This is a genomic window from Nonomuraea sp. B12E4 (assembly GCF_039871825.1).
Lineage (GTDB): Bacteria > Actinomycetota > Actinomycetes > Streptosporangiales > Streptosporangiaceae > Nonomuraea.
The window spans coordinates 363711-377389 of record NZ_JBDPME010000002.1 but is presented as its reverse complement, the minus strand read 5'-3'; the positions used below and the strand labels follow the sequence as shown (position 1 = coordinate 377389).

Annotated in this window: 15 protein-coding genes; 11 read left to right on the top strand and 4 right to left on the bottom strand. The window is 69.5% G+C overall.

Annotated elements, in window-relative coordinates:
* The 5 genes from ABGB18_RS07560 (at nt 1) to ABGB18_RS07540 (ending at nt 4091) form a co-directional block, all read left to right on the top strand.
* Complete coding sequence (locus ABGB18_RS07560) at nt 1-822, top strand: glutamate ABC transporter substrate-binding protein (protein ID WP_347694639.1); 822 nt, start codon at nt 1-3, stop codon at nt 820-822.
* Nucleotides 823-972: 150 nt separating this feature from the next.
* Nucleotides 973-1716, top strand: a complete 744-nt coding sequence (locus tag ABGB18_RS07555) for an amino acid ABC transporter ATP-binding protein (RefSeq protein WP_347694638.1) — start codon at nt 973-975, stop codon at nt 1714-1716.
* 8 nt (nt 1717-1724) lie between these two features.
* On the top strand, nt 1725-2555 hold the full coding sequence (locus ABGB18_RS07550; protein WP_347694637.1) for a glutamate ABC transporter substrate-binding protein: 831 nt from the start codon (nt 1725-1727) through the stop codon (nt 2553-2555).
* 5 nt (nt 2556-2560) lie between these two features.
* A complete protein-coding gene (locus ABGB18_RS07545; RefSeq protein ID WP_347694636.1) occupies nt 2561-3229 on the top strand; it encodes an amino acid ABC transporter permease in 669 nt (222 codons plus the stop codon).
* Between the two features lie 67 nt (nt 3230-3296).
* On the top strand, nt 3297-4091 hold the full coding sequence (locus tag ABGB18_RS07540) for an amino acid ABC transporter permease (RefSeq protein WP_347694635.1): 795 nt from the start codon (nt 3297-3299) through the stop codon (nt 4089-4091).
* An 84-nt stretch (nt 4092-4175) separates the two neighbouring features.
* On the opposite strand, the gene ABGB18_RS07535 is transcribed toward ABGB18_RS07540, so the two are convergent.
* Together ABGB18_RS07535 and ABGB18_RS07530 are read right to left on the bottom strand one after the other, a co-directional pair.
* Nucleotides 4176-4769 carry a hypothetical protein gene (locus tag ABGB18_RS07535; RefSeq protein WP_347694634.1) on the bottom strand — a complete coding sequence of 198 codons (594 nt, stop codon included), beginning with the start codon at nt 4767-4769 and terminating at the stop codon, nt 4176-4178.
* 100 nt (nt 4770-4869) lie between these two features.
* On the bottom strand, nt 4870-5877 hold the full coding sequence (locus ABGB18_RS07530) for a hypothetical protein (RefSeq protein ID WP_347694633.1): 1008 nt from the start codon (nt 5875-5877) through the stop codon (nt 4870-4872).
* A 197-nt stretch (nt 5878-6074) separates the two neighbouring features.
* On the opposite strand from ABGB18_RS07530, the gene ABGB18_RS07525 reads away from it, so the two are divergent.
* From ABGB18_RS07525 to ABGB18_RS07510, 4 genes are all read left to right on the top strand, one after another.
* Nucleotides 6075-6452: a hypothetical protein gene (locus ABGB18_RS07525; protein WP_347694632.1), complete on the top strand. Its 378-nt coding sequence runs from the start codon at nt 6075-6077 to the stop codon at nt 6450-6452.
* A gap of 220 nt (nt 6453-6672) precedes the next feature.
* Nucleotides 6673-7773, top strand: a complete 1101-nt coding sequence (locus tag ABGB18_RS07520; protein ID WP_347694631.1) for an NBR1-Ig-like domain-containing protein — start codon at nt 6673-6675, stop codon at nt 7771-7773.
* 265 nt (nt 7774-8038) lie between these two features.
* Nucleotides 8039-8668, top strand: a complete 630-nt coding sequence (locus ABGB18_RS07515) for an HNH endonuclease family protein (protein ID WP_347694630.1) — start codon at nt 8039-8041, stop codon at nt 8666-8668.
* A gap of 304 nt (nt 8669-8972) precedes the next feature.
* Complete coding sequence (locus tag ABGB18_RS07510) at nt 8973-9485, top strand: GtrA family protein (protein WP_347694629.1); 513 nt, start codon at nt 8973-8975, stop codon at nt 9483-9485.
* Nucleotides 9486-9695: 210 nt separating this feature from the next.
* Here the strand turns inward: ABGB18_RS07510 and ABGB18_RS07505 are convergent, their stop codons facing one another.
* Complete coding sequence (locus ABGB18_RS07505; protein WP_347694628.1) at nt 9696-11561, bottom strand: ABC transporter ATP-binding protein; 1866 nt, start codon at nt 11559-11561, stop codon at nt 9696-9698.
* Nucleotides 11562-11731: 170 nt separating this feature from the next.
* Here ABGB18_RS07505 and ABGB18_RS07500 point away from each other — a divergent pair, with 170 nt between their 5' ends.
* Nucleotides 11732-12250, top strand: a complete 519-nt coding sequence (locus ABGB18_RS07500) for a snapalysin family zinc-dependent metalloprotease (protein ID WP_347694627.1) — start codon at nt 11732-11734, stop codon at nt 12248-12250.
* A 210-nt stretch (nt 12251-12460) separates the two neighbouring features.
* On the opposite strand, the gene ABGB18_RS07495 is transcribed toward ABGB18_RS07500, so the two are convergent.
* Nucleotides 12461-13084 carry a cellulose binding domain-containing protein gene (locus ABGB18_RS07495; RefSeq protein WP_347694626.1) on the bottom strand — a complete coding sequence of 208 codons (624 nt, stop codon included), beginning with the start codon at nt 13082-13084 and terminating at the stop codon, nt 12461-12463.
* A 269-nt stretch (nt 13085-13353) separates the two neighbouring features.
* On the opposite strand from ABGB18_RS07495, the gene ABGB18_RS07490 reads away from it, so the two are divergent.
* Nucleotides 13354-13638: a hypothetical protein gene (locus ABGB18_RS07490; RefSeq protein WP_347694625.1), complete on the top strand. Its 285-nt coding sequence runs from the start codon at nt 13354-13356 to the stop codon at nt 13636-13638.
* Nucleotides 13639-13679 lie beyond the last annotated feature (41 nt).

The following is a 13679-nucleotide window of genomic DNA, read 5'->3' as shown; positions in this document are numbered from 1 at the left end:
ATGTTCAGGGCCCTGCTGGCGCTGCTGTTCTGCCTGCCGGCGGCGGGCTGCGGCGAGGACAACCCGTTCCCCGCGGGCTCGACCATGGCCCGCATCAGGGACCGCGGCGTCCTGCTGGTGGGCACCAAGTTCGACCAGCCGATGTTCGGCTACAAGGAGCCCTCCAGCGGGCGGATCATCGGGTTCGACGCGGAGATGGCCCGGATGGTGGCCAAGGACCTCACCGGCAGCGAGCGCAACATCCGCTTCATCGAGACCGTGTCACGCGAACGGGAGAACTTCCTGACCCAGGAGTTCGTGGACCTCGTCATCGCCACGTACTCGATCACGGCTCCCCGCGCCCGGCTGGTCGGCTTCACCGACCCGTACTACTACGCCGGCCAGGACATCCTGGTCAGGAACGGGGACACCCGGATCAACGGGGTGGCGGACCTCAAGGGCAAGACCGTGTGCACGGCCAAGGGGTCCACCTCCATCGACCGGATCCGCGAGGACGTGCCCAGCGCCCGCCTGGTGACCGTCGACGCGTACAGCATCTGCGTGCCCGCGCTCATGACCGAGCGGGTCGACGCGATCAGCACCGACGACACCATCCTGCTCGGCCTGCTGCACCAGCATCCCGACACGCTGCGACTGGTGGGCAAGCCGTTCGCGCGGGAGCCGTACGGGATGGGCGTGCGCAAGCAGGACACGGCCTTCCGCGACTACCTCAACGGGCTGATCGCCCGCTCCCTGCGGGACGGGGCGTGGGACCGCGCCTTCAAGGCCACCATCGGCGTCACCGGGGCCGCGCCCGACCGCTCCAAGCCCACCGCCCGCTGAGCGACCGCTCACCGGTCCGGCGGCCCGGCCGCTTGCCGGTCCGGCGGCCCGACCCGGGCAATCGCTGAGCAGAACGCGCACAAGCCCGCCTCCTGATCATGCTCCTCCCTACGGTTACGCCAACGCCGACCGAACGAAGGAGCGTGTCGCATGACCGAGGCGGACCTGATCGTCCTGGACCAGGTCAACAAGCGCTACGGCGACCTCCATGTGCTCAGGGACGTCAGCCTGCGCGTACGGCGGGGCGAGGTGGTGGTGATCATCGGCCCGTCCGGCGCGGGCAAGTCCACCCTGTGCCGGGCGATCAACCGGCTGGAGACCATCGACTCCGGCACGATCAGCGTGGACGGCACGCCGCTGCCCGAGGAGGGACGCGCCCTCGCCCGGCTGCGCGCCGAGGTGGGCATGGTCTTCCAGTCCTTCAACCTCTTCGCCCACAAGACCGTGCTGGACAACGTCGTCCTCGCGCAGGTCCACGTGCTGGGCAAGCCCAGGGCGGCCGCCGAGGCCACGGCCCGCGCGCTGCTCGACCGGGTCGGCATCGGCGCCCAGGCGGCCAAGTTCCCCGCCCAGTTGTCCGGCGGCCAGCAGCAGCGGGTGGCCATCGCCCGGGCGCTGGCCATGGAGCCCAAGGTGATCCTCTTCGACGAGCCCACCTCGGCGCTCGACCCGGAGATGGTCAACGAGGTGCTGGAGGTCATGACCTCGCTCGCCCGCGAGGGCATGACCATGGTCGTCGTCACCCACGAGATGGGCTTCGCCCGGCGGGCGGCCGACCGGGTGGTGTTCATGGCCGACGGGGAGATCGTCGAGCAGGCCGCCCCCGACACCTTCTTCGGCGCCCCCAGCAGCGAGCGCGCCCAGTCCTTCCTCGACAAGATCCTCACCCACTAGGAGGCCCCATGTTCGGCAGATCCCTCTACGCCGTCTTCGCCGTCCTCGCGCTGACCGCCTCCGCCTGTGGCAGCGGCCAGGAAGGCTACGCGTCCATCGTGGACAAGGCCAAGGCCGAGAAGAAGCTGGTGATCGGTGTGAAGGCGGACCAGCCGGGCCTCGGCCTGCGCACGCCGGACGGCAGCTTCAGCGGCTTCGACATCGAGGTCGCCAAGTACGTGGCCAAGCAGCTCGGCGTCGAGCCGGCCGGGATCACCTTCAAGGAGACCGTGTCGGGCAACCGGGAGGTGTTCATCGAGCAGGGCCAGGTGGACATGGTGGTGGCCACGTACTCGATCACCGACGCCAGGAAGCAGAAGGTGTCGTTCGCCGGGCCGTACTTCGTGGCCGGGCAGGACCTGCTGGTGCGGACCGACGAGGCCGCGCTGACCGGGCCCGAGACGCTGAACGGCAAGAAGCTGTGCTCCGTCGCCGGCTCGACCCCCGCGCAGAAGGTCAAGACGGAGTACGCCAAGGAGGTGCAGCTACAGGAGGAGCGCACGTACTCGGCGTGCGTGGACCGGGTGCTCGGCGGCCAGCTCGACGCCCTCACCACGGACAACGTCATCCTGGCCGGCTACGCCGCGCAGCACGCGGGCAAGCTCAAGGTGGTCGGCAAGCCGTTCAGCACCGAGAAGTACGGCATCGGCCTGAAGAAGGACGACACGGTGGGCCGTAAGGCGGTCAACGACGCGCTGACCAAGATGTTCGGCGACGGGAGCTGGCAGAAGGCGCTGGAGGCCAGCGTCGGAGCCTCGGGCTTCCCGGTGCCGGCGGCCCCGCAGCTAGAGCGGTACTGATCCGCGTGGAAGCACTGCTGTTCGAACGCGACACCATCCTGGCCGCGTTCTGGATGACGGTCCGCCTGGCGGCGGTCAGCGCGATCGGCTCGCTGGTGCTGGGCACCCTGCTGACCGCCATGCGGGTGGCGCCGCTGCCCACCCTGCGCGGCGCCGCGACCGTCTACGTGACCGTGGCCCGCAACACTCCGCTCACCCTGGTGCTGCTGTTCACCGGCCTGGGCATCGGGGCGAACCTGGGGCTGGAGCTGTCCGACGACATCGCGACCAACAACTTCTGGCTCGCCTGCATCGGGCTGACGGCCTACACCTCGGCCTTCGTCTGCGAGGCCCTGCGCTCGGGCCTCAACACGGTGCCGGTCGGCCAGGCGGAGGCGGCCAGGTCGCTCGGCCTCGGGTTCGTCAAGACGCTTGCCCTGATCACGCTGCCGCAGGCGTTCCGCGCGGTGGTGGCGCCGCTGGGCAGCATCATGATCGCGCTGACCAAGAACACCACGATCGCGCTCGTGGTGGGGGTGAGCGAGGCGTCCGTGCGGATGCGCGAGATGATCGAGACGTACGGCGACCAGGTCATCGAGGTCTTCCTGGGCTTCGCCGCCGGCTTCGTCCTGCTCTGCCTGCCGATGGGCCTGCTGTTCGGCTGGCTGTCCAAGCGCCTGGCGGTGTCACGATGAGCCACCCGAACCCGCGACCGGCCGTCGCCGCGATGAGCCACCCGAACCTGCTGCCGGCGGTGTCACGATGAGCTACTCGAACCTGTACGAGCGGCCGGGGCCGCGCGGGATCCGCCGCAACCGGCTGCTGGCGGTGGTCGTCGCGGCGGCCCTGCTGGCGCTGGCGTACCTGGTCTATGTGCGCTTCGACGAGAAGGACCAGTGGGCGGCCGCCAAGTGGACGCCCCTGCTGCGGGCCGACGTCTGGGCCACGTTCATCCTGCCCGGGCTGGCCGGGACGCTCGGTGCCGCCGTGGCGGGGGTGGTGCTGGCCGGGCTGTTCGGGCTCGTGTTCGGGACCGCCCGGATGTCCGAGCACCGCTGGATCCGGGTGCCCGCGGCCACGGTGGTGGAGTTCTTCCGTTCCGTGCCGCTCCTGCTGCTGATCTTCTTCGCCTTCTTCGGCTCGTACGCCGTCCTGGGGATGAACATCTCCGCGTTCACGGCGGTCGTCTTCGGTCTCACCCTCTACAACGGGTCGGTGATCGCGGAGATCATCCGGGCCGGGGTGCTCAGCCTGCCGCGGGGGCAGGGCGAGGCGGCGTACGCGATGGGCATGCGCAAGGGCCAGGTGATGCGGCTCGTCCTGCTGCCCCAGGCGCTGAAGGCCATGATGCCCGCCCTGGTCAGCCAGTTCATCGTGCTGCTGAAGGACTCGGCGCTCGGGCTCATCGTCGGCTACGACGAGCTCGTGGACCGCGGCCTGAACGGCATCGCGGCCAACTTCTCCAACGTCATCCCCGCGGCCATCCTCATCGCGGGCATCTTCATCCTGATCAACCTGTCCCTGGACCGCCTGGCCCACCGCCTGGGCCGCCACTGACCCAGCCGAACCACCGGCCCCGGCCACCCGCACCGCCACCGATCCGGTCGAACCGCCGGCACAGGCCGCCAAGCACCTGCGCCGTCACTGAGGCGGTCCAGCCGGGCCGCCGCCATCGGCCGGGTCCCCTCGGAGCCCGTCGAACCGGTCGAGCCGGTCGAGCCGCTGGTACAGCCCGTACACGAAGCGGGCCCGGTAGCCGGTGCCGCCGTGGCGGAAGTCCACCGCCCAGTGGTGCGGGGCCATGCCCTCGCACTGGGCGGCCCCGGGGAAGCTCGCGGCCACGTCGCCGACGACACAACCCCAGGGCGCCAGATCCGCGAAGTCCAGCCGGGCGGCGCCGCCGGGGCGGACGAACCACTGGTTCCAGACTTCCCTGCCGGGCCCGTACAGGACCTCGAACTGCAGGCCCGGCCACGACGGCAGCTCCCACCGGGCGATGTCACAGGTGAGACTCCCGATCGCCGTCACACCCCGGTGGACCGGCCGGCCGAGCACCCGCCACAGTCCGGCCCGCCCCCTGCTCGCGTGCAGGATCCGGGTCCAGTGGGCATGCGCGGCCCGCAGCTCGGCTCGCGACGCGCCGAGCTTGGCGAGCGCGTCCTCCACCCGGCCGGCGTTGAGGTCACGCATCCGGTGCAGCAACGCCAGCTCGAACTCCCGCACCCCGAATCCCATGCCCGCCAGCCTGCCAGGTGCCGCCGCCCACCGGAGCCTCCACCCCGAGGACGACCAGGTCGGCTCGGGGAACGACTCGACCCAGCCGCGGCGCTACGGTTCAGTTCACGGACGGCTCGGCGGGCGGCGAGCCGACGGACTGCGCGGGGACCTGCACTCTCCCCTGGTACGGGTCGGTACGGCTGAGCGCGTTGCCGGCGATCGCCGCCACGTCGCGGTCCGTGAACTCCTCCCCCAGCGGGATGCCCAGCGCCGCGAACAGCGCCCTGGCCTCGGCCACGGTGGGCCGGGCGCTGAGCTGCGGTGCCGCGTTCACCGCCAGCAGCCTGGTCTGGTTGAGGCTGTTCTCCAGCTCGACGTACCAGGGGTTGTAATGCGGGCTGTCGCGCGGAATGGCCAGGCCGGGAAATTCCGGGCCGCGCTGGGTGAGCACCAGATTGTGCGAGGTGAGGTCGCAGCGGAACAGCGATATCGTGCCGGAAAGGCCGATCTTCAGCTCCATGAGCTGGCTGTTGTTCTGCCGGAACCAGCAGGCCGCCAGAATCGTGGAATAAACGTCCTTACGGGTGTCCAGGGACGACCAACCTTTCTCCTCGGCCCCGTCGTTCGCCAGGTTCCGGTGGAGTTGCGCGTAGGCGTCGCACAACTCGTCGTTCGTCGGGTCGAGCAATTCCAGCAGGAAACGCATCCTGCTCCGCGTGCGCCTGGCCCGCTCAATGCATTCCGGCAGGGTGACCGCCCGTATATAGGTGCCCGTGCCGCCTTTGAACAGCCACAGGTCGCTGGTGGCCCGCGCCTCGGCCAGCAACCGGGTGATGGCCGCGCCGTTCAGCGATTTCACCGAATCGCCGCTCGCCAGCAGCCGCCACATCGCGTCGGCCGTACGCGACACGTGGGCGAGCCGGTCGGCCACCCGTGACTGCCTGTTCCTGTCCCTGATCCAGACGAAGGCCAGCAAGGCCAGCACCGGCAGGATCAGGTCGTCGGATTGTCCGTCGTCGAGAACTTCTAGCAGATCGAGCACGCTGACCGCCACGGCGACGAGCAGCACGATGCCGAGATCCACATTGGAGAGCGCGCCGCGGAGCCGCTCTTTGACGGTGGTCATGCCTGTCGTCTAACCATCCGCACCGCCATTCGTCAAGCAGGGCAGGGTTGGAGCTCCGACATCCGACCTGCGGATTCAATTGTCCAACGGCCCCTGGAAAATGTTCGGACAATTATCCACCGTAAATCGCTTGGCAGTGGCGGCGCCGACCCGTGAAGGTGGTTACAGAAAGTCCGAACCGAATGGGGGAAAGTTCGATGAGAATGCACACCAAGGCAGCGTTCGCGGTGACCTCGATGGCGGCCACGATGTTCGCCTACTCGGCCGCGGCGCCCGCGTCGTACGCGACCGTCGCCCCGGCCACGAACACCGCGGTCTCCGCCGGGACCCAAACGGCTCTCGACGTCATCCGCGGAAAGACCCGGTGCTTCAGCTACTCGTACGGGGACGACGGGACCTCCAGCGTCACCGTCTACTTCCACAACCGCTGCAAGCATTCCCGGGGAATCAAGATCCGGGTCGCGCAGGCCTCGGACGCGTGCATTTGGGTGCGCGGCGGCGACTTCGACAAGAAGAAATTCAAGGGCGTGCACCCGACCGTCCAGTCCATCAAGGAAGTTTCACACTGCGGCTGATTCTCCCGGCCTGACTCTCTCGAGCGAGTCTGTGAATCCGAATTTCCCGGATTGAGGCCGCCGCCTTCAGCCCGGAGCCCAGGACCCCGGTCGGACCGGTACACCAGGGGGTTACCGCTTCGCCGGGGTCCTGCCGCTCTGTAATGGATCGTGCACAAGGGATGACTTTGATAATGTCGTCTGGTCTGGACGTGCAGGGGTCGACCAGAGCAGGGGTGGCATGGCCGAGTCGTCCGCATCGCAGGACGAGGGAGCCGGACCGCGGCGAGGGCGCAAGCCGATCCGGCCGCATCCGGAGTCCGGCCCGGTCGCGCTGCTCGCACACCGTCTGTGGCGGCTGAAGGAAGAGGCGGGCGACCCGTCCTTCGCGGACATGGCCGCCCGCCTCGGCGCGGCGGCCTCGAAGTCGTCGCTGGCCGCCGCGGCCCGCGGTTCGACGTTGCCGACCTGGGAGACGACCTGGGAGTTCGTCCGGGTCCTGGCGGTCGACCGGCTGGGCCAGGACCCGGAGGAGGTCAGGCGCGAGTGGCGGGCGCACTGGGAGCAGGCCGCGAGGATCGCCGGCGACGCCAAGTATGAGGCCCCCATGCCTGACCAGCCCCAATCCCACCCATCCGATGCCTCGGATCCGTCCACACCACCTTCCCAACCGGCACAACATGTGGAAGCCGCCCTCTCAACTCCAACGGATCCGTCCGCACACCCCCCGCAGCCCTCGCAAGCCGACCCTGTCGACCCTGTCGACCCCTCGGATCCGTCCACGGTGCCCTTGCCGTCCGCACGGCACTGGCAGGCCGGTCCGCCCGATCCATCGCATCCACCCACGCGGCCCATGTCCCGGGCGGGCAAGGCCACAGTCATCGCCGTCATAGCCGTCGTGCTGGGGCTCGCCACCGTACTGCTGGCCTGGGGGCTGCCGTTCGCGGACGAGCGAGATCAGCCTGTCGCACGGACCACTCCACCCACCTCACCTCCCGCCTCACCGCGTGACGACTCCGCCTTCGAGGGGGACGTGACCTACCCGGACGGGACCGTGGTGGACAAGGGCAAGACCTTCGACAAGACCTGGCGCATCCGGAACGCGGGCACCCTCCCGTGGGAGGGCCGCTATCTCACACGCATGAACGACACCCCGTGCCAGGCCCCCAAGCGGGTCGGCATCGGCCCCGTCCTGCCGGGTGAGTCGGTCGACATCACGGTACGCGTACGCGCCGCCGACTCCCCCGGCCGCTGCAAGATCTTCTGGAAGATGACGGACGCGAACGGCACTCCACTGCTCGCCGCGAAGAAGCCGATCTTCCTCGACGTCACCGTAGCCTGACCCCCACCCGGCCAGACCTCCGCTCCCGCCGAGGATCTCGGCCGCCGGATGGCCCGCTGGTGAACGTTGCCGCAACGTTGACCGACCCGGCGAAGGCAGCATGACCGCCAATGTCAGGAATCACTCAACACGTCCCTGGCGGCTCGGCAAACCTGGCCATATAAGGACTAACCATGACAATGGCACCGTCGAGGTGCCCGCCCTCCTCGCCCCCTGACCGGCACTTGCGCCTGTCCGAGGACGGCGGCAGAAGGGTCGACCCCTCATGCACCGCGCCCTACCCGCCGCCCTGGGCTTCGCCTGCGCCGCCGCCCTGACCCTTACCGTCACCACCCAACCGGCCGCCGCCATCCCGCCGAACATCCCCTCCGCCGCCACCGCGTCCTCCCGTCTGGCCACCCTCCCGGTGACCGCCGAGTCCCACGGCAGCACGTACGACCGGGACCTGTTCCCGCACTGGATTACCGTCTCCGGCACCTGCAACACCCGCGAGGAGGTCCTCAAGAGGGACGGCACCAACGTCGTGACCGACTCCTCCTGCGCCGCCGTCTCCGGCTCCTGGTTCAGCCCGTACGACGGCGCCACCTGGACCGCCGCGAGCGACGTGGACATCGACCACATGGTCCCGCTGGCCGAGGCGTGGGCCTCCGGCGCCTGGTCCTGGACCACCTCCCGCCGCCAGCAGTTCGCCAACGACCTGGGCGGGCCGCAACTGTGGGCCGTCACCGACAACGTCAACCAGTCGAAGTCCGACCAGGACCCCGCCGAGTGGCAGCCACGCAGCGCCGAACGCTGCCGCTACGCTCGCGCCTGGACCCAGGTCAAGTGGTACTGGGGGCTGAGCGTGGACAGCTCCGAGAAGGCCGCGTTGACCTCGATGCTCTCCTCCTGCTGACCCCACCCGCCACCAGGCGAGGGGCCGATACGTGAGGACGTGGACAAAGCAAGGGTGATCGGCTCGTCGGGGTTGGGGCGCCGGGTTGCGCGGTGGGCAGCGCAGCCCTCAAGGTGCAGAACGTCCGACCGCCGCACGAGCCGGTCACCCGCTTGTGGACCGCGTTGTCAAAGCACATGATCATGCGGATTGTCGTCAGGTACGGTTCCGGCCGGACAAGCCGTGTCCGTAACTCTTGGTACCAGGGTGTCGACTGGTGAGAAGATCGGGGGTGCTCCGAATAGGGAACGCAGTACTCGCGAGATTGCCGGGACCGCTGCACGCACTGGCGCTGAAGCACCGTGAACTGCTCAAGTTCGCGGTGGTGGGTGGAACAGCGTTCTTGGTGGACAACGCGGTGTTCTATGGGCTGAAGCTCACCATCTTGGAACCGAAGCCGGTGACCGCGAAGATCATCGCGGTGCTCGTGGCGGCGATCGTGTCCTACGTGCTGAACCGCGAATGGTCGTTCCGGACCAGGGGCGGCCGTGAGCGCCGTCACGAGGCGGCGCTGTTCTTCCTGGTCAGTGGCGTCGGTCTGGTGCTCAGCTCCGCGCCGCTCTGGATCTCCCGGTACGTATTTCGCCTGGAGACCCCTGATGTGAGCCTGGCGACCCAGGAGATCGCCGACTTCATGAGCGCGCAGATCATCGGCACGCTGATCGCCATGGTCTTCCGCTTCTGGGCGCTCCGGAAGTGGGTCTTCCCCGACGAGAAGACCCAGTCCGGCGGCCTGCGGCTGGCTCCCGCGCCCGATTCCACGGACAAGGCGGCTTGATGGCAGCGAATCCAGAAGCCGTTTCGGCGGTTGGACCGCTTGATGCCGCCGCCGCACCCCACGAGCCCGCCCCCGCGGATGACCGTCGAACAGGCGCGACAGAAGTCCCGTAAGTCCGACATCGCGAAGCGTCCTCCAAGCTCATGTTTGCTCGGAGTGCTCATGATCAGCCGCACCTGCTCGCGGAATCGCGGATCTTACAAGGGTTGGTCAGCGGTAGGCGGTGGCTTGGAGGCTGTAGAGGTCGGCGTAGAGGCCGTTGAGGGCCATCAGGGTGTGGTGGTCGCCCTGTTCGGTGATTTTGCCTTTGTCCAGGACGTAGATGCGGTCTGCGTAGCGGACGCTGGCCAGGCGGTGGGTGATGAGCAGGACCGTACGGCCGTCGCTGTGGTGGCGGATCTGTTCGAACAGGGCGTGTTCGGCCCGGGCGTCCAGGGCGGCGGTGGGTTCGTCGCAGATGAGCAGGTCGGCATCGCGGTGGAAGCCGCGGGCGACGGCGATGCGCTGCCATTGGCCGCCGGACAGCTCGTGGCCGTCTTTGAAGCGGCGGTCCAGCAGGGTGCGGTAGCCGTGGGGGAGGTCGGCGATGACTTCGTCGGCGCCGGCCACGGCGGCGGCGGCGTGCAGGGCGGGCTGGCCCTTGTCGGTGCCCATGGTGATGTTGTAACGGGCGGTCAGGGGCCAGCGGGTGTGGTCCTGGGCGATGACGGCGGTGCGCAGGCGCAGGTGTTCGGGGTTGACGTCGCTGAGGTCGGTGGTGTCCCAGCGGACGGTGCCGGTGTCGGGGGCATAGAGACCGGACAGGATTTTGGCAAGGGTGGTCTTGCCGGAGCCGTTCTCGCCGACGAAGGCGATGACCTCGCCCCGGCGGATCTTGATGGAGACGTCGCGGAGGGCGGGCTCTTCGGCGCCGGGGTAGGTGAAGGTGACCGACTCGGCGGTGATCCGGTCGAAGCCGGGCGGGATCGGGGTGGGGCGGGCAGCGGTCAGGCGGGACTCGGCCTGCGTGCAGAACTCCAGGAAATCGGTGAAGTACAGGCCCTCTTCGTAGAGGCGGTTGGTGGCGTACATCAGGTTGGCCAGGGAATTCTGGCCGGATCGGATGGCCAGGACGGCGGTGCCGGCCACGGCCAGCGGGATGGCGGCGACGGCGAGCAGGATGCCGAGGGCGACGTAGACCAGCCCCGCGCCCACACCGCCGAGGGCCTCGCCGATGAGCCTGGCGATGGTCTGGCGTTTGGCCAGCTTGAGCATGACGTCCTGCTCGGCCCTGGTGACCGCGTCATACATGCGCAGCAGGAAGCCGCGCATGGTGAACGAGCGGACCTCGGCCGCCGAGTCCCGATCCGCCAGCAGGCCAGCGATGATCCACTTGCGGCGGCGGGCCGGGATCAGCCGGAACATCGCCGAGTAGCGCATGCGAGCGCTGCGGACCGCCGCCCAGGCGTCCGGCAGCACCGCCAGCAGCAGGAGGGGCAGCAGGACCGGGTGGAGCACGCCGAGGACGCCGGCCGCCGCCGTCAGGCCGACCGCGGCCGTGACCACGTCGACGGACGTCGTCACCACCGAGTCGGCCATGACCACGCCGCGCGACCTGGCGCGCTCCAGGGCGTCGTGGAACTCCGGGTCGTCGTAGGCCACCAGCTCCACACGGCTGGTCAGGCCGTAGAGGCGCTCTTCGGTGAGCCGGGCGATCTGGGGGGTGAGGCGGGACTGGGCCCAGCCGGCACCCGCCTGGGCCATCGTGCGCACCACCGCGGCGGCGCCGACCAGGGCGAGGCTGGGGAGCGCCGCCAGCACCCTGTCGGGGGTGGGACCCTCGCTGAACAGGGCCGTGAGCACGCCGGTCGTGGCCAGCAGGCCGAACGCCGTGAACACGCCGCCGAGGAGGTTGAGCACGATCGTGGCCAGGGTGTCGCGGGGGCTCGCTCCCCAGGCCATGGTCATCGCGTGGCGCACCAGTGAGGGCAGCCGCCGGGCGATGGTGAGGAAGCGGACCTCGGCCATCTTGTCGGTGTGGGCATACCAGTCGGAGAAGGCGATCTCGCCGAGCTCGAGGGGCTCTTCTTCGCGCATGCGCTGAGTATGCGCCCGGCCACCGACAGTTTCCATGCCTGATTCCCCGGCGGACGGAACGGGACGGCGCCGCTGACGGCCATAACACCGTAATAGGGGCAAATTGGTAACTCTCCGGGGCGAGAAGCGGTCAGTACCGTGACAACACCCCCCAACCCGGAGGAGGCTCCGTGTCAAGACCTCTTCGTCTCGTGCTGTCCGCCACTCTCTGCCTCTCCTTCCTCCTCGTCACCGCACCCGCGCAGGCCGCGGCCCTGGTCAGGGTGCTCAGGTACGACGCGAGCAGGGCGGCGGAGTTCGTGAGCGCGGTCAACCAGGGCGCGCAGATCTGGAACTCCAATGTGGTGAACGTCCGGCTCCTGCAGGGAACCCCCGCCAACTTCGTGGTCATCGCCGACAACGGCTGGCCCCGGGCGCAGCCCCGGAGCCTCGGCAACGGCACGATCTGGATGGGCCGGGAGGCGAGCAACTACAACTGGGTGCGCATCGCCTCTCACGAGATGGGCCACATCCTGGGCCTGCCCGACCGGCGCACCGGGCTGTGCTCGGACCTGATGTCGGGGTCGAGCGCCCCGGTGAGCTGTACCAATGCCACCCCGAGCATGGCCGAGCGAACCGCGGTGGACCGCAACTTCGCCGGCAGCGCCACGCCTGAGGTGGAGTTCGGCCGGATCTACGAGGACCGGTGACCCCACGGGCCGGCCACCCAGCCGGGCGGCCGGCCCGACTCGCCCCATACAGCGCCACACCGAAACAGCGCCTACCGGATACAGCGCCCGAAAACAGTGCCACTCCGGATACAGCGCCTCACCAATGGAGTGCCTCGTGGAGCAGAGCGTCTCGCCGAATACAGCCTCGCGGCGGCGTCCCGGCCCCTCGGGAGGCCGCCGCGAGTCCTGTCACGCGCACCGATAGTCGGACGGCAGGCGGGTGTCGCCGCTCGGGCGGGTCGCCTGGAAGCCGAACGAGGCGCTGGCCCCGGGGGCCAGGGTGCCGTTGTGCGCGACGCCGCGGGCGGTGACCGCCTGACCGTTCACGGTCATCGTGGCGTTCCACCCCCCGGTGAGCGCGTGGCCGGAGGGCAGGGTGAAGGCGACGCCCCAGCCGTTCACCGTCGCCGTGCCGGTGTTGGTCACGGTCACCTGGATCACGTAGCCGGTGCTCCACTGGCTCTGCGTGGCCGGGGTGACCGTGCAGCCGCCGGTGCCGCTGCCCGTGCCGCTCGTGGTCACGGTCACCGTCGCCGAGCGGGGCGAGCGGTTGCCGGCCGCGTCCCTGGCGTACACGGCGAAGGTGTACGAAGTGCTCGGGGTCAGGCCGGTGACGGAGGCCGTGGTGGTGGCGGAGGTGGCGGCCGTGCTCTCCGCCGAGCCCTGCACCCGGACCACGTCGTAGCCGGTCACGCCCACGTTGTCGGTGGAGGCGGCCCAGCTCAGGCTCACCGACGACGAGGTGACCGCCGACGCGGCGGGCGTGCCGGGGGCCGTGGGCGGGGAGGTGTCGGGCGCGGGCGACTCGTACACCAGCCCGAACCCGGTCTGCTCATGGCACGCCGCTCCAGGGTCGGGGTGGTTTTGGGAGCGCTCCCACGATAGGGCACCGGCCCCTCCGCCACCCGGCGACGGCCCGCGAGGCGGCCGGCGCGGGCCCGCACACCAGCGGAAACAGGCGATAGCCGGCTGAAAGTTTCACCACTCCAGGCGGCCCGGTCCGGCGCGTGAAACTTTCATGGCCGCTTTACCACCTGTGAAGTTGTGCCGACAATGCCAGGAGGAAAGCGCAGCCCGGCACGGTGATCCTCGTACGCGGCGGCACGTACGCCCCGACCACCAACCTGCAGATCCTCAAGGACGGCACCCCGCAGAGCCCCATCACCCTCACCGCCTACGGCCGCGAGAAGGTCGTCATCGACGGCGAGGCCCTGCCGCACACCCCCGCCCCGGTCGACGCCGGCATCCGCAACTCCCAGCGCGGTGTGATCCACATGGAGGCCGCCCACTGGCGCATCGCCGGGCTGGAGCTGGCTTCGTCGTTCCTGCGCCCCAGGAACGGCGCGGACGTCGGCGCGCGCCTCTGAACGCGGCCCTCAGTGAAAGAGGAAACCCCCGGCCGGAGCAC

Bases quoted from the DNA above. Each gene is read 5' to 3' on its own strand.
- ABGB18_RS07560 (WP_347694639.1), top strand. From the start codon at position 1: ATGTTCAGGGCCCTGCTGGCGCTGCTGTTCTGCCTGCCGGCGGCGGGC.
- ABGB18_RS07555 (WP_347694638.1), top strand. From the start codon at position 973: ATGACCGAGGCGGACCTGATCGTCCTGGACCAGGTCAACAAGCGCTAC.
- ABGB18_RS07550 (WP_347694637.1), top strand. From the start codon at position 1,725: ATGTTCGGCAGATCCCTCTACGCCGTCTTCGCCGTCCTCGCGCTGACC.
- ABGB18_RS07540 (WP_347694635.1), top strand. From the start codon at position 3,297: ATGAGCTACTCGAACCTGTACGAGCGGCCGGGGCCGCGCGGGATCCGC.
- ABGB18_RS07535 (WP_347694634.1), bottom strand. From the start codon at position 4,769: ATGGGATTCGGGGTGCGGGAGTTCGAGCTGGCGTTGCTGCACCGGATG.
- ABGB18_RS07530 (WP_347694633.1), bottom strand. From the start codon at position 5,877: ATGACCACCGTCAAAGAGCGGCTCCGCGGCGCGCTCTCCAATGTGGAT.
- ABGB18_RS07525 (WP_347694632.1), top strand. From the start codon at position 6,075: ATGAGAATGCACACCAAGGCAGCGTTCGCGGTGACCTCGATGGCGGCC.
- ABGB18_RS07520 (WP_347694631.1), top strand. From the start codon at position 6,673: ATGGCCGAGTCGTCCGCATCGCAGGACGAGGGAGCCGGACCGCGGCGA.
- ABGB18_RS07515 (WP_347694630.1), top strand. From the start codon at position 8,039: ATGCACCGCGCCCTACCCGCCGCCCTGGGCTTCGCCTGCGCCGCCGCC.
- ABGB18_RS07505 (WP_347694628.1), bottom strand. From the start codon at position 11,561: ATGCGCGAAGAAGAGCCCCTCGAGCTCGGCGAGATCGCCTTCTCCGAC.